29 protein-coding genes are annotated in these 24,086 nt (G+C 30.8%); 18 read left to right on the forward strand and 11 right to left on the reverse strand.

The window, feature by feature from the left end:
* Positions 1–55 precede the first annotated feature (55 nt).
* Genes ACAM25_RS02405 through ACAM25_RS02415 form a run of 3 tightly spaced genes read left to right on the forward strand, consistent with a single transcriptional unit; the run spans position 56 to position 3,261 of the window.
* Positions 56–457, forward strand: a complete 402-nt coding sequence (locus tag ACAM25_RS02405) for a hypothetical protein (RefSeq protein ID WP_369610753.1) — start codon at positions 56–58, stop codon at positions 455–457.
* 1 nt (position 458) lies between these two features.
* Entirely contained in the window at positions 459–2,159 is a 1,701-nt protein-coding gene (locus ACAM25_RS02410) for an AMP-binding protein (protein WP_369610754.1), read from the forward strand.
* The gene (locus ACAM25_RS02415) at positions 2,146–3,261 is read left to right on the forward strand and encodes an aminotransferase class V-fold PLP-dependent enzyme (protein WP_369610755.1); all 1,116 of its coding nucleotides are present in this window, start codon (positions 2,146–2,148) and stop codon (positions 3,259–3,261) included. Before ACAM25_RS02410 ends, ACAM25_RS02415 begins: the two co-directional genes overlap by 14 nt.
* On the opposite strand, the gene ACAM25_RS02420 is transcribed toward ACAM25_RS02415, so the two are convergent.
* On the reverse strand, positions 3,250–3,594 hold the full coding sequence (locus ACAM25_RS02420) for a hypothetical protein (RefSeq protein ID WP_369610756.1): 345 nt from the start codon (positions 3,592–3,594) through the stop codon (positions 3,250–3,252). The two genes, ACAM25_RS02415 and ACAM25_RS02420, sit on opposite strands and share 12 nt — an antisense overlap.
* A gap of 40 nt (positions 3,595–3,634) precedes the next feature.
* Between ACAM25_RS02420 and cobT the strand changes: the two genes are divergently transcribed.
* The 4 genes from cobT to ACAM25_RS02440 are packed head-to-tail and all read left to right on the forward strand — an operon-like array spanning position 3,635 to position 6,236.
* Complete coding sequence (cobT, locus tag ACAM25_RS02425) at positions 3,635–4,663, forward strand: nicotinate mononucleotide-dependent phosphoribosyltransferase CobT (protein WP_369610757.1); 1,029 nt, start codon at positions 3,635–3,637, stop codon at positions 4,661–4,663.
* 9 nt (positions 4,664–4,672) lie between these two features.
* Positions 4,673–4,987 carry a transcriptional regulator gene (locus ACAM25_RS02430; RefSeq protein WP_369610758.1) on the forward strand — a complete coding sequence of 105 codons (315 nt, stop codon included), beginning with the start codon at positions 4,673–4,675 and terminating at the stop codon, positions 4,985–4,987.
* Positions 4,984–5,643 (forward strand): HAD family hydrolase, encoded by a 660-nt coding sequence (locus ACAM25_RS02435; RefSeq protein ID WP_369610759.1) that lies wholly within the window; start codon positions 4,984–4,986, stop codon positions 5,641–5,643. Before ACAM25_RS02430 ends, ACAM25_RS02435 begins: the two co-directional genes overlap by 4 nt.
* A gap of 8 nt (positions 5,644–5,651) precedes the next feature.
* On the forward strand, positions 5,652–6,236 hold the full coding sequence (locus ACAM25_RS02440; protein WP_369610760.1) for an METTL5 family protein: 585 nt from the start codon (positions 5,652–5,654) through the stop codon (positions 6,234–6,236).
* Here the strand turns inward: ACAM25_RS02440 and ACAM25_RS02445 are convergent.
* From ACAM25_RS02445 to ACAM25_RS02460, 4 genes are read right to left on the reverse strand one after another with little or no spacing between them, the layout of a single operon-like run.
* Entirely contained in the window at positions 6,207–6,893 is a 687-nt protein-coding gene (locus ACAM25_RS02445; protein ID WP_369611586.1) for a phosphoglycolate phosphatase, read from the reverse strand. The two genes, ACAM25_RS02440 and ACAM25_RS02445, sit on opposite strands and share 30 nt — an antisense overlap.
* A gap of 5 nt (positions 6,894–6,898) precedes the next feature.
* Positions 6,899–7,726, reverse strand: a complete 828-nt coding sequence (locus tag ACAM25_RS02450; protein ID WP_369610761.1) for a TIM barrel protein — start codon at positions 7,724–7,726, stop codon at positions 6,899–6,901.
* Positions 7,727–7,769: 43 nt separating this feature from the next.
* Positions 7,770–10,769, reverse strand: a complete 3,000-nt coding sequence (locus ACAM25_RS02455; protein ID WP_369610762.1) for an FAD-binding protein — start codon at positions 10,767–10,769, stop codon at positions 7,770–7,772.
* Positions 10,760–11,212 (reverse strand): HIT family protein, encoded by a 453-nt coding sequence (locus tag ACAM25_RS02460; protein WP_369610763.1) that lies wholly within the window; start codon positions 11,210–11,212, stop codon positions 10,760–10,762. The genes ACAM25_RS02455 and ACAM25_RS02460 overlap by 10 nt, the downstream gene beginning before the upstream one ends.
* Before the next feature lie 43 nt (positions 11,213–11,255).
* On the opposite strand from ACAM25_RS02460, the gene ACAM25_RS02465 reads away from it, so the two are divergent.
* Entirely contained in the window at positions 11,256–11,855 is a 600-nt protein-coding gene (locus ACAM25_RS02465; protein WP_369610764.1) for a hypothetical protein, read from the forward strand.
* Between the two features lie 8 nt (positions 11,856–11,863).
* Positions 11,864–12,391, forward strand: a complete 528-nt coding sequence (locus tag ACAM25_RS02470; protein ID WP_369610765.1) for an NUDIX hydrolase — start codon at positions 11,864–11,866, stop codon at positions 12,389–12,391.
* On the opposite strand, the gene ACAM25_RS02475 is transcribed toward ACAM25_RS02470, so the two are convergent.
* On the reverse strand, positions 12,345–13,007 hold the full coding sequence (locus ACAM25_RS02475; RefSeq protein WP_369610766.1) for a chlorite dismutase family protein: 663 nt from the start codon (positions 13,005–13,007) through the stop codon (positions 12,345–12,347). The genes ACAM25_RS02470 and ACAM25_RS02475 overlap by 47 nt on opposite strands.
* A gap of 44 nt (positions 13,008–13,051) precedes the next feature.
* On the opposite strand from ACAM25_RS02475, the gene ACAM25_RS02480 reads away from it, so the two are divergent.
* From ACAM25_RS02480 to ACAM25_RS02520, 9 genes are all read left to right on the forward strand, one after another.
* Positions 13,052–13,804, forward strand: a complete 753-nt coding sequence (locus ACAM25_RS02480) for a BtpA/SgcQ family protein (protein WP_369610767.1) — start codon at positions 13,052–13,054, stop codon at positions 13,802–13,804.
* Complete coding sequence (locus ACAM25_RS02485) at positions 13,770–14,288, forward strand: NTPase (protein ID WP_369610768.1); 519 nt, start codon at positions 13,770–13,772, stop codon at positions 14,286–14,288. Before ACAM25_RS02480 ends, ACAM25_RS02485 begins: the two co-directional genes overlap by 35 nt.
* A 30-nt stretch (positions 14,289–14,318) precedes the next feature.
* The gene (locus tag ACAM25_RS02490; protein ID WP_369610769.1) at positions 14,319–15,899 is read left to right on the forward strand and encodes a hypothetical protein; all 1,581 of its coding nucleotides are present in this window, start codon (positions 14,319–14,321) and stop codon (positions 15,897–15,899) included.
* A gap of 4 nt (positions 15,900–15,903) precedes the next feature.
* Positions 15,904–16,740 carry an NAD+ synthase gene (locus ACAM25_RS02495; RefSeq protein ID WP_369610770.1) on the forward strand — a complete coding sequence of 279 codons (837 nt, stop codon included), beginning with the start codon at positions 15,904–15,906 and terminating at the stop codon, positions 16,738–16,740.
* Positions 16,731–17,540: a nitrilase-related carbon-nitrogen hydrolase gene (locus tag ACAM25_RS02500; protein WP_369610771.1), complete on the forward strand. Its 810-nt coding sequence runs from the start codon at positions 16,731–16,733 to the stop codon at positions 17,538–17,540. Before ACAM25_RS02495 ends, ACAM25_RS02500 begins: the two co-directional genes overlap by 10 nt.
* A 34-nt stretch (positions 17,541–17,574) precedes the next feature.
* On the forward strand, positions 17,575–17,859 hold the full coding sequence (locus ACAM25_RS02505; protein WP_369610772.1) for a hypothetical protein: 285 nt from the start codon (positions 17,575–17,577) through the stop codon (positions 17,857–17,859).
* Positions 17,860–18,077: 218 nt separating this feature from the next.
* Positions 18,078–18,329, forward strand: coding sequence for an ArsR/SmtB family transcription factor (locus tag ACAM25_RS02510; RefSeq protein ID WP_369610773.1), 252 nt, complete (start codon positions 18,078–18,080; stop codon positions 18,327–18,329).
* Between the two features lie 44 nt (positions 18,330–18,373).
* The gene (locus ACAM25_RS02515) at positions 18,374–19,090 is read left to right on the forward strand and encodes a hypothetical protein (protein ID WP_369610774.1); all 717 of its coding nucleotides are present in this window, start codon (positions 18,374–18,376) and stop codon (positions 19,088–19,090) included.
* The gene (locus ACAM25_RS02520; protein WP_369610775.1) at positions 19,083–19,589 is read left to right on the forward strand and encodes a hypothetical protein; all 507 of its coding nucleotides are present in this window, start codon (positions 19,083–19,085) and stop codon (positions 19,587–19,589) included. Before ACAM25_RS02515 ends, ACAM25_RS02520 begins: the two co-directional genes overlap by 8 nt.
* Here ACAM25_RS02520 and ACAM25_RS02525 read toward each other — a convergent pair.
* The 5 genes from ACAM25_RS02525 to ACAM25_RS02545 all read right to left on the reverse strand — a co-directional run bounded on the left by ACAM25_RS02525 (position 19,579) and on the right by ACAM25_RS02545 (position 23,968).
* Positions 19,579–19,860: a 4a-hydroxytetrahydrobiopterin dehydratase gene (locus ACAM25_RS02525; protein ID WP_369610776.1), complete on the reverse strand. Its 282-nt coding sequence runs from the start codon at positions 19,858–19,860 to the stop codon at positions 19,579–19,581. The genes ACAM25_RS02520 and ACAM25_RS02525 overlap by 11 nt on opposite strands.
* A gap of 81 nt (positions 19,861–19,941) precedes the next feature.
* Entirely contained in the window at positions 19,942–20,754 is an 813-nt protein-coding gene (locus ACAM25_RS02530) for a hypothetical protein (protein ID WP_369610777.1), read from the reverse strand.
* Positions 20,755–20,788: 34 nt separating this feature from the next.
* The gene (locus ACAM25_RS02535) at positions 20,789–21,118 is read right to left on the reverse strand and encodes a hypothetical protein (RefSeq protein ID WP_369610778.1); all 330 of its coding nucleotides are present in this window, start codon (positions 21,116–21,118) and stop codon (positions 20,789–20,791) included.
* A gap of 30 nt (positions 21,119–21,148) precedes the next feature.
* A complete protein-coding gene (locus tag ACAM25_RS02540) occupies positions 21,149–22,309 on the reverse strand; it encodes a Cdc6/Cdc18 family protein (RefSeq protein ID WP_369610779.1) in 1,161 nt (386 codons plus the stop codon).
* Positions 22,310–22,741: 432 nt separating this feature from the next.
* The gene (locus ACAM25_RS02545) at positions 22,742–23,968 is read right to left on the reverse strand and encodes an NADP-dependent isocitrate dehydrogenase (protein ID WP_369611587.1); all 1,227 of its coding nucleotides are present in this window, start codon (positions 23,966–23,968) and stop codon (positions 22,742–22,744) included.
* Positions 23,969–24,086 lie beyond the last annotated feature (118 nt).

A 24,086-nucleotide genomic window follows, 5' to 3' on the forward strand; every position in this document is an offset into this window, starting at 1 on the left:
TTTTAGTAATAAGAGATGGATTTGTGATAATAAATCAGTTTATGTTTCATTTCCTTTGGATACATTAGTAAATTTACATAAACAAGATGTAGATTTATTAGTAAAAATCCAAGTGAACCCCTATTCACCATTTATGAGAGATCTTCACTACACTCACATAAAGAATTACGTTAAAGGATTTATGTATACACTAGGAAATTTAGATTACTTAGTTACAGTAAGAGGAAATTACTTTATTACTTCACCTTACTTAATGTGGACGATAGAACTAGATGATGGAACTTACATATCTGAATATCATGTAGATAAGCAAAATTTAGTGAATTTAACCAAAGAAATTAATGAAGGAGATATAATTGTTTCAACAAAAGAGCTCACATTTGCTCATGGATTTAGTGTTCCTTATGAAGTATTTAAATCTAATAAATGGGAAATGCCTAAAATAGTGATAGAATAGTATGGATTATTTCAGCCTTTACCAATTCTCCATTGAAAAGCCGGAAGAATACTGGAATCAATACGCAAAAAGATTGTATTGGTTTTCTGAGTGGAACAAAACAATACAAAAAGATAGATATATTGCAAAATGGTTTGTAAATGGAAAAACTAATATAGCTTATAATGCCATTGATACTCACCAGGGTACTGCATTAATATGGTATGGAGAAAACGAAAAAAGAATAGAACTATCTTTTGATGAACTAAAGAGGCTAAGTAGTTCTATTTCAAATTTGTTACTAAAAAAAGGAATATATAAAGGAAATAGAGTAGCAATATATTCTCCCAATTCAATTTTAACAATAGCTTCAATTTTAGGATCTGCAAGAATAGGTGCAATCTACAGTCTTATTTTTGCTGGTCTAGGAATAGATGCAATAAAATCAAGATTAGATGATTTTAAACCAGATATAATAATAAGTTCTACTAAAACATTTAGAAGAGGAAAAGAAATACCTCTTCTTATTCAAGGGGATATAATTTTTGATAGAAAAAATGACGAAGAGGAAATAAGAAAGCACTTAGATTCTGAGATTATTCCCCCTATTGAAGTTGAAGCTAATGAACCTCTCAAAGTCATGTATACGTCTGGCACCACAGGAAAACCTAAAGGTGTTATTTTATCTCACGGAGCCTGGATGGTTGGAGATTATACAGTTTTTGATCTACTATTTGATTTAAAACCCGGAGATAAAGTATTAACTACAACAGATGTAGGCTGGATAACATTTTCTAGGATCATGTATGGTACATTACTTCATGGTTCAACTTTTATCTTTTTGGAAGGAGCACCAGATTATCCTAAAGATAGGTTGATTAAAATAATTGAAGAGGAACAACCAAAAGTATTATTTACATCTCCTACCTTAATTAGACTCCTTATGAAGTACGATATAAGACTACCAAAGGTAGAATATATTGCAACTGCTGGAGAAATTTTTGATGAGAAAAGTTGGGAATATGCACTAAAAATTGCTGATAAAGTTACTGACGTTTATGGTCAAAGTGAGTTAGGCTATGTCGTAGGAATTCCTTATGCATTAGAAGGAGTAGAACCTAAAATAGGCTATGCAGGAGTTCCTTTACCCGGAGCAGTACTAGATACCTTGGATGATAATGGTAAACCTATAAGGAATAATCCCGGATATTTAATTGCTAAATCTCCTTTCCCAACACAATTTATAGGAATATTAAACAACGAGAAGAAGTTTTTAGAATACTTCGATAAATTTGGATATCATGACACGGGCGATTTAGCAATATTTGATGGCACTTATATTAAAATTGTAGGAAGATCTGATGACATGATAAAAGTAGCGGGACATAGAATAACTAGCGGAGAAGTAGAGAGTGTAATTTCAAAAATAGATGGGGTAAAAGATGTAGCAGTTGTTGGTATTCCAGATGAAATCAGAGGAGAAAAGTTAGCTATATTTGTAGTAGGTAATGTGAACAAGGAAGAAATAAAGAAGAAAATAGTTGAAGCTTTAGGCCCTATTTACGTTATTCATGACGTATATTTAGTTGAAAGATTACCTAAGTCAAGAAGTGGAAAAACAGTGAGAAGGATACTGAGAGATATACTACTTGGAAAAGAATTTGACCCTTCAATACTTGAAGACCCAGAAGTTGTAAAGGAGATAAAAAATGCAATTTCATGAAGAATTCAGAAGTCTAGTTCCTGTAGTTAATGAATATATATATTTAAATCATGCAGCCATATCACCAACTCCTTTGCCTGTCCTTTATGAGAGTCTAAGATATCTACTTGACGTTGCTAAGTATGGTTCTTTACCAGTGAATAATGAAGAAAATGATGATTTTTATCATCTGAGGGAGAAAGTTGGAAGACTTATAAATGCAGATCCAGATACAATTTCATTCATACCAAATACTAGTTTTGGAATTAATATTGTTGCTCATGGACTAGATTTGAAAGAAGGAGATAATATAGTTACTGATAGTTTAGAATTTCCTGCAGTTACATATCCTTTTTTAAAGTTAAAAAACAAAGGAGTTAATGTAAAGTTAGTAAAACCTAGAATAGAAAATTTCGAGGATGATATTCTTTCTGCATTAGATAATAGGACTAGATTAATTGCAATAAGCCATGTAAGTTTCAATACTGGAATAAAAGTTGATCTAAAAAGAATTTCAAAGGAAGCAAAATCAATGGGAGCATATATGCTTGTTGATATTATACAAAGTGCCGGTGCAACTGATATTGACGTTAGGAAAACAGACATTGACTTCGCTGTAGCTGGAGGATATAAGTGGTTGATGAGTCCTCAAGGTTCAGGCTTTATGTACGTTAAGAAAGGTTTATTACCAGATCCGCCATTTTACGGTTGGAAATCTTCATCAACTTATTTGGAATTTAATGCTGAAAAGTTTATCTTAGAGAACGGACCTAGAAGATTTGAAATAGGTACAATAGATGTTGCAGCAAATTTAGCTTTAGCAAAATCATGCGAAATCATTACACAACATAAAGAAGAAATATTCAGCCGAATACAATATTTATCTGATTATACTATAAAATATGCAGAGGAAAATGGATTAGAAGTAATTACACCAAAAAACAAGAAAGCCGGTATTATAGTAATCAAAGTGAAAGAACCTAAATATATAAGTAAAGAACTGTTAAAGAACAAAATAGTAGTATCACCTAGAGGAGATGGCATTAGAATTTCTACTCATTTTTATAATACAGAAGACGAAATAAAAATAACTATAGATAGGATTAAGAAGTTAGCAACGTGAAGATATACTTATATAAAGTTCTTCTAAATCTTCCATAATTCTAACTAACATGCTATAAATTATACTATCATCAATTTCATCAATTTTATTAACTAATTCTATCACATCTATGAGTTCTTGAACAATATTAGGACTTATTATCTTTAGTTTAGCTAACTCCCATATTGCCTCCTCTCCTTTCTTATTTACACATCTTTCAACTAATGCCATTACGTCAGTATAAAGACCTTTAATTCCCTTTTTGACCTTCTTTTTTAATTCCTCATTGCTTAAAAACTCATCAAGATTAACCTTTGTTCCTTGTTCAATTAATCTATAATGGTCCCAAAACACACATTTCAACTTTAAAATAAAGAGTATAAAATTACCCCCGATGGACATAAAAACATTTAACGGAGATTTCTTTATACCTAGTAACGCTAAAACTGCGTTTGTTTTAGTTATAGCTACAACAGATGTAAGTTTAATCCCTGGAATAACCGTTGCTGGTGCTACACCGGAATTAACTCATTTTACTCCTGCAGCAGATGCAGAGTTTCTTATAAAGGGGAAATGTTTCGTAATAAATACTGTTCCAGTTACTCCTACTGGTATACCTACTCCAGCAATAATATCTAGAGCCTCATTAGAACTAGTCAAGATACCTAAATTTGTGGTTAATGCTGGTAGTAGAGTAAAGCCAAATTTGCCTTTTATTGATCTTGGCGGTGAGCCAGGAAAAGATATTAGAAGAGGTAGTATGGAGAGAGAAACTGCCGATAGATTAATTAAAAATGGAATAACTTTAGGAGAAGAATTATCAAATGCTTTTGATTTCTTAATAATTGGGGAATCTATACCTGCTGGTACGACTACAGCTATGGCAGTGTTAGTGGGCTTAGGTTATGATGCATTAGATAAAGTAAGTTCTGCATCACCAGAAAACCCTAAAGATCTTAAACGTAGAGTTGTTTTAGAAGCAATAAAAGATCTTCCTTCAGAACTGTTATTAAAGTTAGCTAAATTATCCGACCCCATGCTATTGGGAGTTGCAGGAATAGCACTTGGATTTAAGGGAAAAATAATGCTAGCTGGAGGAACTCAAATGACAGCTGCAGCAGCAATTATTAAAGAATTTGATAAAGAAAAACTAAAGAACATAGTCATAGGAACAACTAAATGGATAATTAATGATCCTTCCTCTGATATTCTCTCTTTAGCAAAAGATATAGGCATTCCCATATTAGCGGCATGGTTAGATTTTAGTAACTCAAGGTTTGAGGGTTTAAAAGTTTACGAGAGAGGTTATGTAAAGGAAGGCGTTGGTGCAGGAGGATCTTCGATTTATGCAATTAGCAAAGGATATACTGCCACTCAAATACTTCAAAAAGTTGAAGAAATATATGAGAGTATAACTAAATAGTTTAATATAATGCAAACAGACTTCGATTTTTTATCGGTGAGAGAGAAGATAGTGATATTACTGAAATATTCTGAGAAGCCTCTAACCGCAAAAGATATAAAGAAAAATCTCGGTATTAAAAGAGAAAAAGAAGTGTATGAACATTTATATCACATTGCAAAATCATCTAAGCATAAAAATTATCAATTAGTTGTTTATTTACCTTACTGTAGGGATTGTGGATATGTTTTTAACTTAGATATACCAAAAAAACCGAGTAAGTGTCCTAGATGTAAAAGTGAAAACATTGAACCACCTAAATTCCTCATACGGGATAAAAGATGAGAAGAGTTATCTTTGTAGATATGGGAGAAACTCTTGTTAGCTTCACACCCAAGTTTCATCAACCTATTTACTATTTTCTAGTAAAAAAAGGGTATAATGTGACTGAGAAGAAAGTATTCAGAGCAGTCTACAAAATTCTTGGAAGAGATCATTTTCCGGATCCTATATTAGGGGGATTAAGTGTATTAGATTATAAAGAGCTTTTATCAGAATTAAAGATAAATCCCAAACAATGTTTAATAAAAGAATTAGAAAAAGTTCCTTTACTTTCAAATAAATGGGATCTTTTTAAGGACGTAGAACTTTTTCTTAAAGAATTGAAGAAAGAGAACTTTAAAATAGTGATGATAACAAATGCTACAAGATCTGTTTACAAAATTATTCAAGATCTAGGATTAGATAAATATATAGATGATGTTATAGCCTCATGTGATTATGGAATAATGAAACCACATCCAAGAATATTTAGAATAGCAATAGAAAAATATGGAACTCCAATATTTCATATTGGCGATGTTTATGAGATTGACTACTTAGGAGCTTTGAGAGCTAACATAACTCCTCTACTTTTAGATAGATTTAATTTTTATGAAGATCTTAATATAAATAAGGTGAATAATCTATTTCAAGCCCTAAAATTAATAAAAAATCCTTAGAGATTTTCTTGGAAAAAATACCTTTACATCCTAATCCAAATTATGAATTAGAACAATATTTAACACCTTCTGATTTAGCTTCAGAAATAATTTGGACCGCTTTCTTAAGAGGAGACGTAAAAAATAAAGTGGTCGTGGATTTAGGTTGCGGAACTGGAAGACTTTGTGCTGGAATATCACTCTTAGGTGGTTATTGTATTTGTGTTGACATAGATTATGAAAGCTTAAAAGTTGCAAAAGAATTTTTTGAAAACGAAAATATAATTGCAGAATTTGTAAATGCAGATGTAAATAACTTAGAAATTAGAGCCGATACTGTAATCCAAAATCCTCCATTCGGAGTAGTAAGAAAAGGTGCTGATCTAATTTTTTTAGATAAGGCACTTAGTATAGCTAAGACAGTTTACAGCATACACAAATCTAATCCCGAGACATTACAGTTAATAACTAAATTAGCTACATCTAAAGGATTTCAAGTTGAATATTTAACCCACAAGTTTAGAATGAAAGCATACTATCCATGGCATAGAAAAAAGATTCATGAGTTTTTAATCGACATATACCTATTTACTAAACCTTTTAATAGGCAATGAATCTATGTTAATCTCTCCATTAAGAATTCTTAATAAAAAATCCTTAACTCCTTCTCCATCCTCTTTATCTAAAACGATATCTGCCATACTTTTTATCTCTGGTAATGCATTTGCAACAGCAACTTTTAAATCAACTACATTAAAAAGAGGAATATCGTTTTGGCTATCACCTATTCCTATAGTTTTTCCTTTAAATCCGAGATAGCTCTTTAGAAAGAGTACCGCATTACCTTTACTAACATTATGTGGCATAATCATAGCATCATTTCTATTCCACTCTACTTTCGCCTCAACTATTTCTTCTAATTTCCTCTTATTTTCAAAAGCAGAATTAACATAAATTATTACTTCTCCTACGGAATAAGGTATTCCTTCTTTATCTAATTTCTTTATTATTTTTTCTCTTATAGAATACCAATTTTCGTCAGTGAGCTTTATTTCTTTATCTTTAATTAATATTATTCCTCCGTTTTCGATTATCCAACCAGTAGGTGAAAGGCCCCTAGCTAATATATTTATATATTTCCTTTCTCTACCAGTTACTACAAAGAATAAATATTTTGCTGAAAAGTAATTTACTATCTTAGCTACATCCTCCCTTAATATGAAACTTTCCCTATCGCTAGAAAGCGTTCTATCAAAATCAGATAATACCATTAAGCTCAAAATTTATACCCCAAATCCTCTAATATTTTCTTCATTTTTAATGCGTCCCTTTCTAACTCAGGACTCTCACATATAAGTGTTATAGATATATCTCGTTTTAATATCTCTCTTGCTAAAGGTTCAAAAGGTGGAGAGTTATTATCTATAGGTAAATGCTCATCTACATATTTGCCGTTTCTGTAAACTAAAGACTCAAAATGAGAGTTTATGTGAGAAAGGCCTAACTCTTTTATAAGCCTATCAATTATTTCACCATAATCTATTTTACCACCTTGTCTTGCAAAAGTATGAGCCCAGTCAATGTAAGGAACAACTCCTTTTATCTCCTTAGATATAGAGATAACCTCATCCAAAGTTCCAAAAGCTGAATCTTTTGCCATAGTTTCAACCCCAAATTTTACGTTTTTAATTCCCATAGATCTAGCCGTGTCAACAGTAGCTCCTAATTCTGATTTTACTATTTGATAACATTCCTCTGGCGATTTTTTACCATAAAAGGCTATATGAATAGCTATTGTGTCAGCCCCCATTCTTTCAGCTCTATCAGCAGCGTCTAGGAGTCTTTTTTTAGATGCTTCTACTTTTTCTCTCTCTTCAGAACATAAGTTTATAAAGTAAGGTGCATGAACTGATAATCTGACACCTAATTCTTTAGCAACTTTTCCGGCTTCCTCAGCACTCTCTGGACTCATTCGTACTCCTTGAACAAATTCTACTTCCATAGCATTTAAACCAAGCTCTTTTACTGTCCTTATTCCATCAATAGTATTCCTTTTCTTTGAAGAATGAGGAACTCCAGCAGGTCCAAGGTAAATTTTAGGCATAATTATAGTTTACGTTTAAAAATTAATAAAAGGATTGAGCTTATTAAACGTTAATTACCTTGACGCTCTTCTCCTTTAGCATTTGCTCATTATCCCGTATTAAGAATATTAAGGAAGACTTAAGTACAGAAGCATCAAACTCTTCAGTACTTTGCCTTTTTACTTGTTCTACGATTCCGTCAACAACAGTGTCAAGTTGAATTGTTGAAACTATAGCATTTAATTCCTTAGTTAAACTTCCTAGATAAGCAATTAGATCTTCATATTTCATCCCGTTCTTTTTCTTTTCCTCAACCAAAGATGAAATATAATTGCTAATTTGTAAAGTTGCCTCTTCAATTGCTTCTTTGACTAATGGTTCTATGATTTTCTTATATTCATCTACTCCACTTGATGTAAATGTTACAGTATCAACAATTAAGCTAATACGTTTTGTTAATGCACTTACTATTGAGTTTAATATGGTAGCTTGTAACGCATTTTTTTCAGTTGCAGAGAGCTCTATTTTAGTAACCTTAATTTCTGTAGGTACAGCTATTTTGAGCTTTTCAGCTAAGAATTCAACTAATGTTTTTGCTAGAACACCACTTTCTCTAAACTTAGCAGCAGCTAGCGGACATAAAGTTATTAACATAGGATATTTAGAACCTAAAGCTCTTGCCATCATATCTGCTCTTTTACCTATATTCTTTTCTAATACAGCGCCAGAACATCCTTCAACTTTTCTTACTCTAAATCCCATTTCAGTCAATCTTCTTATAATTTCATTAGCATAAGAGGTTGAGAAGCATGCCACATGAAGATAAATTTCCTCTCCTTTTCCATCTAATTGAATAGACTTTAATACTCTAATTTCAATTGGAGACACTTCATAGCTAATCCTTAAACCAAGCATATTTGAATAATCTCTATATACTTCTGATAGTACTTTATAATCCTCTGGAGCTATTGTAATGACTTCTAAAGAAGTATTAAGAAGTTCCTCATTTTTCTTAATATGTTGTTGAAGCCTTTCTCCCCCACTTATATAACTCATAAATCCACTATCATAGGTAGTTCCAGCTAATCTCACTTTTAGACCAAGCATCTTTATAATTTTTAATGCAGTTATTGCTACTGTAGGATTGTCGGTAAGATATTTACCTACCCATAAAACTATATCACTATTATTATTAACAACACTTGCTACATCTGGGTCTTGTGTTAAAGGTATATCTACTGGTGGTTCTTCTGGAACTTTCTTTGCAACTATACTATTTAATTTTACTAAAAGAGATGATATCGGAATCTTTGCTGGACAAACACCATCACATAAACCACACTTATGACAACCAGAAATTTCAGCAATAGCTGAATCTGGGATATCAACACTACCATTTAAGTGATAATAAGAGATAGCACCCTTTACAAAGTCAAACATACCCTTTGGTGCATAAGGCGCTTGAGGAATTAACTTAAACTGTGGACATACTGTAACACACATAGCACAATCTATACATTCCAGCGAGTAATCTGTGAAAATATCAAGAAATCTTTTAACTGCTGTAAATCCGCTAATTTCTCCCCCAGGAACTATCGCTTTTACAAAACCAATCCCAAACCTAAATTGTAAAGCTTCTTGTTGCCTTTTAACTATCTCAAATACTATTCTTCCTCTTTTTCTAGGCTCTAACACTTTTCCCGGATTAAATAATTCATCTGGATCCATTTCCTCTTTGTATTTCTTAATTACCTCGTATCTGTCAATACCTAATTGTTGGAAAGTTTTGCCCATTGCTGATAATCTATTTCTAGAATATTTATGCCCAAACATTCCAATAGAGAGTAAGGAACCTCCAACTTTTATGAACGAGTCCATCATTAGCGTGTTTTTAGCTAGATCATAAATCAGCTTCTTATCGTTAGGTTTTAAAGATACTTCTGTAAAAGCATTAACTAACAGGACCTCTCTCTTTTCTAGGTCTATATCCAAATCGAACCCTTGATTAGGAGATAATTCACCTAATTGACCTAAGAAGTTTTTTAGTTCATTTACAAGTTCATTAATCTTAGTATAATGAATTAATCCGTGCTGATGAATTAACAACCCTTTAGTTCTTAGGGCAGCCACAACTCCATGATTAAATGACCACCAGCCAGTCCACTCTCCTTCATTTATAGTAGCTCCAAATGCTTGTGCTATTCTATAGAGTTTAGGTTCAACTAAGGATGAACGTAAAGAAGGATAAAGTACTATCATATTCCATTTGCCTGGTGATAACTTCGCATTAAACTTTTGAGCTATATAGGAGGAAATTGCAGGACCTCTAACTTGAACATGCCAGGCTGGTATTACCTCTCTATAAAATTCACCAACAGCCCTCATTGCTGTGTCGAATGAATCAAAGGAAAGAACCAAAGCCTCTGTTGGAGAATATTTTCTAAGTCTTATTCCGGCTTTAACTATAAAACCTGTTATTCCTTCAGCACCAGACACTAAAGCTAAGTTACCTCCTTCAAGGTGAACTAATTCTCCTTTTGGATTAACCATGTCAACAAAACTTACATTATCAGAAATGAAACCATATTCATAAGAACCTATTCCTAATGCGTCACCAGCTATTCCTCCACCGACAGTAGAATCATACGATGAAGGGAAAGTCCTTAACTGTAAACCTTTACTTTGAGCTGCTAAATCAACTAATTTCCAAGTAGCCCCTGGTTCTGCAATAGCAACCATATTGTTTTCATCTACATCAACTTTATCCATCTTAGAGAAATCTAATAATATTCCTCCTTCTGTAGTTAATGCATTACCATATCTATTAGTACCTCTACCATATGGTGTAATAGGAACCTTATATTTTAAAGCAATCTTAACAGCATCAATTACGTCCTCTACAGATGTGGGATAAATAACATAATCCGGAATGATATTAATTTTAATATTTGCCCAAACTAATTGAGGTAAAAATCCCATATCAGCCGAATGTGAAAGACGTTCTACAAGGCTATCTGAAAAGTTATTGCCAAATCTAGCTTCTAATTCTTCTTTTAGCCCCACTTATCATCACCAGTTTTTCTTTTTAACTTTTCGATTGACTCCCTAATAATCTTTTGCAATAATTCATAATATTCCTTACTCTGTTCTCTTCTAGGTTTGAATGACTTAAAAAGTTCTGGGTAATCTCCTTCCCATGTGGGAATAACATGAATATGAAGATGAAAAATTACTTGCCCAGCACTTTCTCCTATATTAGTTAGTATTCTTAACCCATCGGCTTTTACTGCATCTTTAACCCCCAAAGAGACTATTTTAACAACTTTAGCTAACTCAGAGAGTGTATTATCATCAGCGTCTAAATAGTTTTCAAAATGCTTTTTTGGTATAACTAAGGTATGTCCAGGGGAAATTGGATACTTGTCCAAAATAGCTACATAATTATTATCCTCATAAATAAAGAAACCTTCCAATTCTTTATTTATAATACCACAAAATAAACACATATGGATTAATTATATAACATTTTGCTTATGAATTTTTATTTATATGAGTATCCCTTTAGCAGTACTATTACTTATATTTAGTATAAGCTTTATTACTAACATATTGCCATTTGCCGGAGCACCATATACTTTAATTGCTACAGACTTTCTACTAGCTTATGGAAAAAACATAGAAAATATTCTAATCGTAGTTTTAATTTCTGGAATAGGGGCAGCTTTAGCTAAAACTTTAACATATGTTTTAGGAATTGCTTTGAAAAAACCCTTAAGAGACAACAAGAACATACCATTAATACATAAGTTTATTAAAAGTAAATACTTTCCTTTAGCTCTTTTTATTACTGCCATACTTCCTGGATTACCACTCGACGACTATTTATACATTGGCGGAGGAATAGTTAGGGAATCTCTTAAAAAGATGTTAATTATTACTATTCCATCAAAAATTCTAAAAAGTATGATAGAAATTCCCCTAGAACTTTTTGGTATTATAAAAATAAGTGATTTAGCAGATATAAATCCCTTATATCTTTCTATCGCACTCACTGTTATTTTCATTATTTTAGGTATTCTATTAATTAAAATTGATTGGTATAGCTTATACGAGAAAGTTAATGAAAAATATTTAAATAAGAGATTGTAGGTTTAACTATGCGAATTTTCTCATCACAGAAGTTTGATGTGATTATAGATAAATTTTCATTACCTAATGGAAAAGAAGTAGAAAAAGCTTATGTGAAACATAGAGGTTCTGTGGTAATTGTTCCTTTCCTAGACAAAGAGACAATAATAATGATAAAACAATATAGGCCAATAGTTGGAAAATGGCTATATGAATTACCAGCTGGAACTATTGAGGAAAATGAAATTGAAGAAAACACTGCCAAAAGAGAGCTCGAAGAGGAAATAGGATATAAAGCTAATAATTTGAAGAAGCTATTTTCATTTTATGTTTCTCCAGGTGTTACTACAGAGATAATGCACGTTTATATAGCAAAAGATCTAGTGAAAACTTCCCAACACCTGGAGGAATATGAGATTATAGAGCCTTTCGAAATAAAACTTGGTGATGCTATAAAAATGGTTTTAGACGGAAAAATAGAGGATGGTAAGACTATGTTAACTCTACTATTTATTTCACAAAAATATCAAGAGCTCCTAACTCTCCAACTAATATAGGCTCTTCTAAAGTAATCCATTTTCTTGCTTTTGCTTCTCTTAATTTTTCAACAACATTTGTCCATCTATATAAATCTGGAATTTCATAAATAACAACAAATTCATAATCTCCTATTCCAAAAGAATAAGTAGTATAAGATCTTATCCCTTCATTATCTGGATGCGTTCTAGCAATCTTTATATGCTCAGCCATTATATCTTTTCTCTCGTTGAAGGGTAATAAATACCAGTCTGGTGATTTTTTCATAGGATAAGCAACAAAATACTTTAAAGGAGGTATTTTTAAGAAAGATGACAAATCTTTATTTCCTCCCATAGTATAAGGAGATTCCTTAAAGACAGAAAATAGAGATATTTTCTCTTCGAGATAAGAAGTTGAAAGCAAATCGTATCTAAATTCATTTAATGGTGTAGTATTAAAATCTGAAAGCCAATAGATTATATCACCATCATATCTTAATGAGATAAACCTCTTTAATGAAATTATTTTCTTTTCATAATCTTTTTCCATTTCGTCTATTTTTGAAATTATTTTCTTTTTCTCTTCTTTACCTAATTTCCACCATTCATGAGAAAATTTAAACATATTAACAGTCATATAAACATAATTCGACATTCATTTCACAAAACTATATAATGACAGCTAAATAAATAAACCTAATGAAACTAATCGGTGTAATTCATTTACCACCTTTGCCTGGGTCTTTCTTTTATAATGAAAACTTTGAAGATATAATTAATTTTACCTTGGAAGAGACTAGAAAGCTTGAAGAAGGAGGTTTTGACTCATTAATTTTAGAAAATTTTAACGATAAACCGTTTAGAAAAAAAGTGAGAAGAGAAACTGCAATTGCGATGGGTATAATAGCTAGGGAAGTAAAAAAATCAACGAACTTACTTGTGGGCATTAATTTATTACGTAACTCAGCTTATGATTCAGCAGTTATTGCGAGTTTAACTGGGGACTTTATTAGAGTAAATGCATTATGCGAAACAATTTCTTCACCAGAAGGAATAATTGAACCAGCAGCAATTGAAGTTCAAGAAGCATTGTACTATACTAAGAGGAAAATAAAAATATTAGCTGACATTCATGTAAAACATGCGAGCCCTTTACATCAAATGGATATATATAATATCATAAATGATTGTAAAGAAAGAGGTTTAGCAGATTATATTATTATCACAGGAGAAAGAACTGGTAAAAGTCCTAATGTGAACTCTTTTAATAAAATAAAAGAGATCTCCCCTTTACCAATATGTGTAGGAAGTGGAATAACGCCACAGAATATCAAAGATTATAAAGCTGATTGCTACATTATCGGAACATACTTAAAAGATGAGAATGGAAGAATTAATATTGAAAGAGTGAAAGAAATTGTCAGAGCGTTTAAGAGTATACATAACTGGTGAACCTGGGGTAGGGAAAACTACTTTATTTTTAAAAGTAGTTAAAGAACTTGAAAATAAAGGATTTAAAATATCTGGATTTTATTGTCCAGAAGTAAGAGAAAAAGGAATAAGAATCGGCTTTAAGATAAAAAGTCTAGATAATGAGATTGAGGATTGGCTAGCTAGCGTTAATTTAAGAAGTAACATTAGAGTTGGGAAATATTACGTAATAATTAATGATTCTACAATAAAGAAATTATACGAAAAAATCGAAAAGGCTAATATAATAGGAATTGACGAAATAGGTCCTATGGAGTTTTCAATACCGAGTTTAAAGTATTTAATAAATTATGTATTAAAAGAGAAAAAATACGTTATTGCTGTAGTTCATAGAAAAATATCTTTCAAAGATGGTAAAAATTTTGTAGTAACTCGTGATAACAGAGATCAATTACCTTATCAAATACTTAACTACATAATATCTTCCTTGAATTCTCTTGATTAGTTATTTATATTCTATTTCTGTTATTAATATGTGGACAACCAATTAAGACACAAGATTGTTTACTTAATATTAGCTTCAGTAATGCTTTACACACTCTATTTTATTAATTACAAATTCAGTGTCTTAAGTAATCCTGTTTCTGCTGCAATAGTTTCTATCTCTTTTTTCTCAGTAATATCTATAATTATAATATCTATTTACCCAGAATTACTTAACCCTAATAGAAATCTATCAAAAGTTGATGATTACGTTGTATTTATAGCGACTTCAACTTTTCTTATAGTTAGTATTTCTTTAATAACTAGTTTTGGTACGGATGACATGGAATATATTTATCAAGCTTTAAATTATCTCTTTAGCGGAAAAGACCCTTACACTATGATATATCATCCGGTGTCTGTAAGTCCTACATATTTAATATCAGGAAACATAGCCACTAATTATATTTATCCTCCTCTTTCATTTCTAATTTATATTCCGTTTTACTTTTTAGCTAAACTAGTAAATGCTCCAGGATATTATATTAATGTTATAAATGTTATATTTGATGTTATCCTTGTTATAATGATTTACATAGAGGGAAGAAAAAAACAAGATCCATTTGCTGTTTTACCAGTTATTTTTCTTTATTTATTAAGTGCAGTAGCAATTCCTCCATTCTATGGAGTAAATGCGGTCATACCAGCAACTTTTTTACTTATCGCCTATTTACGCAATGATAAATGGGGAGGAATAAGCTTAGCGTTAGCTACTTCCTTTAATCAAATAAGCTGGTTGGCTTTACCATTCATTTTAATCTATAAAATAAAAGATAAAATATCATCTTTTAATTCCTTTATACTCTATTTCATAATTACCATATCAATATTAAATATTCCATTTTTACTAATGAATTTTAAAGATTTTGTAACCAATATATTTACAACTGATATAAATACCATTCCGGTTGGTGATTTAGGTTTAACAGTCATAAATTATTCTGGTTTATTTCAACTTCAGCCCTGGTTCTTTACTTTTTCTGAAATTGCAGTATCTTTATTTCTTATTTATATCTATTATAAATTCTTTGACATTATAAAAAATACTTTGTGGATTTTTCCTATGATTATTAGTTGGTTTTTATGGAGAACGCTTACAGAATATTTCTTTTTATGGATTCCTTTGCTTTTTGTTGTAATCTATAAAATGGATTATAAACTTTCTAGTATACATGTAAATGTTAGAAGGGACATTGGACTCCCATTTTTAATGCTTTTTGTAGTGTTATTTTCAGTAGGAGCATATGCACATGAATCATACATCACATCAAATCCAATTAGAATTTTAAACGTACAACCTCTTGGTAAAGAACCAATTTCCTCAATTCTTATTGAAGTAAAAAACATAGGAAATAAACCACTTAATATAACCCTTGTAAGAGTTTCTTTACCAGATAACTTGAATATGATATGGAATTTTACATATGCTTATGTTCCACCGAATTCAACCTCTGTGTTTTATGCCTATGCACCTTACTATAATGAATCAATAAATTCAACAGTTTTTACTGTAGAAGTTTACTCTTACTATTACTTCGCAACATATAAGGTTAATGTTAGTAACATAACTTAGTATGATGCCAGAATATGTTAGACAAAAGCTTACGTTAGATTTTGGACAAGTATCTTACTATCTTGTAAAGAGAATAAGAGAATATATTGAGGAAAGTAAAAAAGATGGAGGAATAATTGGATTAAGTGGGGGAATAGACTCATCAGTTACAAGTATTCTTCTTTCCAAGGCTACTTCTAATTTTCATATATTACTTATGCCTTCTTCTTCTACAACAAAAAAAGATATGGAAGATGCAATGAAAATAATAAAACTAACAAAAGCAGAAGATAAATACACTTTAGTAAATATTGATGAAATTGTAAACAAATTTTCTTCAGCTGTAAATACTTCAAATAATGTAATTATCGGTAATATAAAAGCTAGAGTTAGAATGATTTTGTTATATGCATTTGCTCAAAAAATGAACTATTTAGTTGTTGGTACTGGAGATAAAAGTGAAATTATGTTAGGTTATTTTACTAAGTATGGCGATGGTGGAGTAGATGTTCTACCCATAGGGGACTTGTATAAAACTCAAGTAAGGATGTTAGGTAGTTACCTAGGTGTTCCAGAAGAGATCGTTGAAAAACCTCCTTCACCTGCATTATGGGAAGGACAAACAGCCGAAGGTGAAATAGGCTTAGACTATGAAACCATTGATTCAATCCTATACTTAAAATTCGAAGAGATGAGAGAACCAGAAGAAATAGCTGAGTTAACGAAAGCAAGTTTAGATAAAGTAATGAAAATAATTAACATGGTTAAAACTTCACAACATAAGAGACTTCCACCAGAAATTTTTAGATTAAGTGGAAGAGCAATAAACTCTGATTGGAGGTATCCTAGACAATGGGGCTAAAAGTGGAATTAGCACAAATAAGACCTAAGTTAGGAGATGTTAAACGTAATTTAGAAAAACACCAGGAGATAATTCAAACATCAACCGCTGATTGTATAATATTCCCAGAATTATCCTTAACTGGTTATGTACTAAGAGATTTAGTTTATGAAGTATTTAAAGAAAGTGAAAGAGCAATAGATAAATTATCTGAGGAAAACAAATGTATTATAGCAGGATTAATAAAGGAAGTTAGGCCTGGAATACTTAGGAATAGTTCGGCTATAATCATAAATCATCAGGTTAATTTTACATATAAATTTTATTTACCAACTTATGGTTTATTTGAAGAAAGAAGATATTTTCAACCCGGAGATCCTAAAAAAGATCTTAAAATATTTGAATATAACGGAATAAAATTTGGTGTTATTATATGCGAAGATGCATGGCACTATGAACCTATTGAAGCCCTAACACTAATGGGTGCCGATGCTATTTTCATTCCTTCAGCATCTCCAATGAGAAGAATGACTACAAAACTAGGTATTCAGGATAATTGGGAGGCATTATTAAAAGCTCATTCTATAATTAATGGTATTTGGACTGTATTCGTTAATAATGTAGGTAGTCAAGAAGAGGAATTCTTTTGGGGAGGTTCTATGGTTGTTTCTCCCTTTGGAGAAGTAGTAAGCAGAGCTAAATTGTTTGAAGAAGATCTGATAATATCTGAAATTAGGCTAGATGAAGTTAGGAAAAATAGATTTTTCAGCAGTTTCAGAGAACATAATAGGGATTTTCACGGAGTATTAATGAGCCTCTAAATTTATTTCCTCTTATGCAAAAATATATTTAGTCATGATAACTCAGAGAGTAAATATCTTAGAATTATTAATTCTTGTAGTATTAATAATACTTCTTATAGCCTCACTAATTAACCCCCTCTTACTATTTCCTGCTATAGGAGTTTCAATGTTACAAGCAGGATTCAATAAAGGTTTTTTACCAATACCTTTCTCCTTAATCTTACTGCTTTTATTAGGCTTAAGAGGGGATTATTACTCAATAGCAATAATGACAATTCTTGCATTTCTATTGCTATTACTTATTACAGATAGGATAAAGTATTATCCTTTTAGATAAGCATATTTTAATAAACGTCCTTTTTAAAAATTACATATGAATAGGCTAATGTTTATTCTAGTCATAATAGATATAATTTTTACATTAACATTGTCTAATCTTTTTGTATTTAATCTCACTTTTCCTGCAATAAAAATAATTTTAAGCATTAACAAAAGAGAAAAATTGAAGCAAAAAAGAGCTTAGATTTAATCAATATTTAGGACAAGTAATAACACATGAGCATACTAAAAATCGATGATATATTTGAACTCCCTGGCTGGGATACAAGAAAAAGAATAATGGAAGAATTAAGAAGCGGTCCAAAGAATGCGTATGAATTAGCAAAGATATTAGAGCTTAATTACTCTACAGTGAGATACCATTTAGAACTCCTACAAAAATTTGGTTTAGTAAATGTTAAGAAGGGTAAAAAATATTACTACGAACTAACTAAAACAGCCTTACAAATACTAAATGAGGAAAAGTAATACACCCATTTGATTTTTAAATACTCTTTTTCAAACATTAAATTATGAAATGTAGTACTGAAGGAAATAGGGATATTAGAGGTTTTAATTTTCTTTTAGATAATTGTAATAAAGAATATTTAAGCAATAAATTTCAAGAATTTAGAAAATTATCGAATGATAGTAATAAAACTTATATAATAAGACTTGCAGATAGTAACTATTATAGATTTGAAGTAATTATGATACCTAATTCTGTTACCTTGCTCTCAATAGCAACAGCTAGAGGTGTAAATAATATAAACCTTAGGGATTTTTCAGCATTAGAAGAATTAGCAACATTAAGCTGTTGTGCATACCAAAACGAGAAATTAAAAGAATTAGCAACCCAATTTTTAGGAGAACAAAGAGAATATGAATCTGAAATCGTTGATTTAGAGGAGAAAAAGATTGAACTTGAGATAAATCCAGATTGTAATAAAGTTGAATGGAATGAATTAAAATTACCCGAACAAATAGAAGGAAAATGGACTACCTCAGAATTAGCCTATACAGATAGATTAATACTTAAGGCTTTGGTTGGGCAAGGAAAATTTATAACAATATCAACAGAAAGACCTCAAAATTCAATAAAGTTCAATTCATTTGAAAGACTTGGCAGTCTTTGCTGTTTTGTAAACATAATTCTTCAGAAACTAAAGGAATGTAACGGGTTAATAGAAGCATTAACACCATTATTGCAACAAGAAACTGGAAAAAGGAAAAGGAGAAAAAATGAGTGAAAATATAAAACCAATTTACGCTAGAGGCTTTTTTAATATGAATAATTTGGGAGAAACTAATCAATTGGTTATTTTTTATTATTATGATAAGGATTCTTACTATGCTTCTCTTAAAAAAGACGAAATAAAAAATGAGCTAAACAAATTAAAAGATAATATGCAATATTACTTAGATAGAGAAATAATTAAGGTAAATGGCAAAAGAGTAAAAGCAAAAGTTCTTTTTACAAGATTAGGTTTACTTGATGTAACTCATCCTTATGTCGAATTTATTATAAGATTTTACGGAGAATTAAATCAAGGTGAAAATCTATATGAAGATATATATGAAGAGGAGATTGCTGAATACCCCTATGAAGCAATCTGGGTTTTACCAGGTAAAATTATTTCATACTCGTTATCTGGGAGAGTTAAAATAAAGAATAATATTCTTTTTGTAAAGGTTAAAAAAGGTACAAAAATTAAAGGGAATGAAAAAATAGTGTTCTTTATAGAGTAATTTCATCAATTTTTTTAGCCAGCTCTATATCTAAATCTGTAAGTCCACCTACATCATGGGTAGTTAATTGAACAATAACCTTGTTATAGTATATACATACATCAGGATGATGATCCATAGAATCCGCTATTGGTTGTATTTTTAAAACAAAAGATACCGATTCCTTAAAATCATTAAATTGAAACGTTTTTTCTATTGTATTTCCTTTTAAAATCCATCCTTTTAATTCCTTTAAAGCTTGGTATACTTCAGAATCTGATAGCTTTTTCATAGTTTAACATATTGTTTTAAAGGTATAAAAAAATCAGCACTTAAAGGACTCTTCACTATTCAGTCTGGGGAGTTTTCATCCTCATTTTAACTCTGCTGACATCCTCTTAATAAGTGTATATATTAATGGTACTAAAAGTATTGCAAAAGCAATAGCTAAACCCCAAGCTAAAGTTTGTAAAATTGACAAAACTGAACTAAATGGTTGAACAATTATTGCAATAGCTATTATAAGAAATATTGTATATAGTAGAAATCTTCCATATGTCGAGATATATGAAGCATTAGGATCTGTTTTTGCTATACTATCTATTGCTTTATCTATTATCGTAAAGCTAAATAGTAGCACTATTGAACCAATAATAATATCATAGAAAAGATATGGACTTATAAAAGGTATCCAGTAAAATATAGCCAATGTAGCTGCTAAAGTTATAATTATAGCATATAATCCAAATTTAAGGACACTAAATATTGTTGTCATAAATGGATCATTAGTAATCATTTGTTTACCCATATAATCTATAAGGACATTTACTAATGTTATCCCTAATGTTAGTAATAAAATGGCTCCGGCAAGATAAGGTAAATATCTTGCCACATCCTCTATATAAACACTAGCTGGACCTAAACTAACAACAGTCAAACCTATTGATAATGATATAAGAATTATTAAAGCCTTTACAGTTCCAGCAACTAAGCTGGCACTAATTTGAATAGTAGAGTGAGAGAATAATCTTACAAGAACTCTTTGAATAACAGAACTAACTATCTCCGCTATTACGTACCCTACAAAAACTATAATAAGAAATAATATAATTGATGGAATTGCATCTATAATTTCTGTCGCTAACGTTGTTAAAGCTTGTGAAATTGTTTCATCAATTACTATCATGGTTGTAGTACTATCACATTTCAAATTTATAAGATTAGCTATTATTATTTTCCTCTACAATTTTAGAAATTCTATATAGAATTCTATCAATTTTCTCTTTTTCCTGCTTTAAAGCTGAAAGTTTGCTCCTATATTCTATTGCTTTTTTAAGCTTATCTTCAATTTGGCTCGGATCCTTACCTATATATTTGCTTTTTAGCCTACCATCCTCCCAGTAACGAAGATAATAATATTTCTTCCCATTAATTTCCTTAACTTCTAAATGTCCTGTAGGTAAAGATTGAAGAGCTTTCTCTAGTTCTTGAATTTGGTCCAAAAGAACTTTTTGCCTATCTTCAAGTTCCCTAATCTTTTCCCATATCATGAAAAACACCAATACAGTATATAAGCAGAGTTACATTTGATCTTCATACCCTAAATCCATTGTATCTTCAATAGCTTTTCTTATTTTTTCTTTATCAGTTACTTCTATATATTTTCTTATACCACCAGCTCTTCCTTTATTTATGATTTTAACTTTTATTATTCCAAACATATCTAACTCTGATATTATATCAGAAAATCTTCTATATGATAACGGTTTTTGCTTATATTGGTTACATAAATCAGTATAAATTTTATGTGCTGTAACTACATCTTCAGCTTCCATAGTAGCCATTAAAGCTAGTTTGTAATGAAATGGAAGTGCCTTAATCGCCTCAATTAATCTTTCTTGTTCATATTCTATTATTGCTCTATCCACATGTTCCTTTCTTATAAAACCTTCTCCAGAAGCTAATTGTGCAGCTCTGAACAATAAGTTAACTGCTTTTCTTGCATCTCCATGTTCTTTAGCCGAAATAGCTGCAATATAAGATAGAATATTATCATCATAAGTACCTCTATAAAGACCGTATTCAGCGTAAATTGATAATATGTGCTTTAATTGTTCTGCATCATAAGGTTTAAAGAATACCGTAGGACCTAAAGAAGAGAGAACTCTTGGTTCCATGTAATCTCTTATATTTATATCATTACTGACCATTATTACTGATATATCTGCATCAGCTCTCAATAGTTGATAAAGTACAATATCTCCTCCTCTTCTTTTTATTAAAGTATCAACCTCATCTAAGTAAACTAAAGCTTTCTTATTAGCTAATTCTTCTTTAATTTTCTCTAAATATTCGCCAAGATTGATCCCATGTTTAGGCACCTCATCATTAGTTAGCCTCTCTGTTAAAGCAGATAAAACAGCTTGAGGAGTACCTCCAACTTCTCTACAATTTACATAAGCTTGTTTCACTTTACTATAATCTTGATCTTCATGCTTTACCTCTTCAATCTCATTTAGCATATATCTAGCTACAAATGTTTTCCCTGTACCAGTTAATCCTAAAAATAGAGTAGAAAAACGAACATCAGACTTTACAAAATATCTAACTGCGATAGCAACCTCTCTCAATATATCTTCTCTAAAAGGAATATCTTTAAATACAGTTAAAGGATCAATGAAAACCCTAGGATCCTTAATAACCTCTCCTTTTCCACCTTTCAAGGCATCTCTAATTGACACATTTACTTCTTTGTTTCCTACGTTATTTTAGTTATCAATTATTTCTCATGGTGTTACCGCGTCATATGAAACGAAAAGATTACTTTTGTTTAACTCCCCAGTTTTACAGTAAATTTCCTTCGTTTCCATAGTATTATATTCTCTAAAAAATGAAAATTAATTATATTCGTATTATTTTTTCGATATATTGTTTTAATTCTATATATTAAAAATACCATCTCTAACAGTTTATATAATATAGGTCAACAGAGAGTGTGAATTTCCAATGTTTCTATACCACTTATTATAATATATACTAGTAAAATGTTTGTATAAAGTATAATAAGGTTGATAGAAAGAAAATAAAAAACATTTGAAATTCTGAGTCAGTCTCTTTTGATTAGGGAACGGAAGACAATGGAAACAAATGAAATTTACTGTAAAACTGGGGAGTTAAAGAGTATCAATTATATTTATTAGCTCGTCTCCATATTCTTTTGTACCTAATGCTTTTACTCCCATAAATCTAGCTATATCTTGTGTAACTTTCTTTTGTTTAATAGCTATATTTATAGACTTTTCTATTAGCTCTGCAGCTTCGTTCCACCCCATCCATCTGAGCATTAGCTCTCCAGCTTTTATAATACCAGTAGGATTGGCTACATTTTTCCCTGCATATTTTGGAGCAGTTCCATGTATTGCTTCAAACATTCCTCCTTCATCACCAATATTAGCCCCACCTAGCATTCCAATATTTCCAATTAATGCTCCAGCAGCATCTGAAATATAATCACCATTAACGTTAGGGGCTAAAATTATATCATACTCCTCGGGTCTAATGATTATTTGTTGGAACATATTATCAGCTATTCTATCATTTAATACTACTTTTCCTTCATGGCTTTTTCCTTGATTAATTTCTTCTTCTGTTACTATAAAGTCTCTAAATTCGTTTAAAGCAACTTCATAAGCCCATTCTCTAAATGCTCCTTCAGTATATTTCATTACATTTCCCTTATGCATTACAGTTATTTTCTTCCTCTTATGCTCTATTGCATATTGTATTGCTAACCTAGTTATTCTCTGAGTTTTATATTTACTCATAACTTTTATTCCAATCCCTGTATCATCTTCTATTTCAACTTTGAACTCATTTCTTAGGAATTCTCTAATCTTTTTTGCCTCTTCGCTGTTAAATGGATATTCTATTCCTCTATATAAATCATCCGTATTTTCTCTGAAAATTATCATATCTACTTTTTCAGGGTTTTTTAATGGGCTTTCAAGTCCTTCAATGTATTTTACGGGTCTGATATTAGCATAAAGATCTAACATGAGTCTTATAGCAACATTAACTGATTTCCAGCCTTTCCCTATTGGTGTTTCTAATGGTCCTTTTAATACAACCCTATATTTTAATAACATCTCTTGTGTATCTTTAGGAAATCTATCTCCAGTTAGCTTTTCGGCTTTTTCTCCAGCATATACTTCTAGCCATTTAATTTCTCTTGAACTTTTATAAGCTTTTTCTACTGCTTTATTAATTACCCTTATAGCTGTAGTAGTAATCTCTGGTCCAATTCCGTCTCCTTCTATATATAATATAACAGGTTTACTAGGAACTATCCACTTACCTTTATCGAATTTTATTTTTTCTCCATCATCTGGTTCTTTATACAACATTTGTATTTAACGTAGTCGTATAACCTATTATATCTTACTTAACTCAAAAACATTCTTGTCCAAATGTTTCTCGCAATAGTGAATTTTAATTTATGGATACTGTTTTAAATTCTAT

Source organism: Sulfurisphaera javensis (genome assembly GCF_041154675.1).
GTDB lineage: Archaea > Thermoproteota > Thermoprotei_A > Sulfolobales > Sulfolobaceae > Sulfurisphaera > Sulfurisphaera javensis.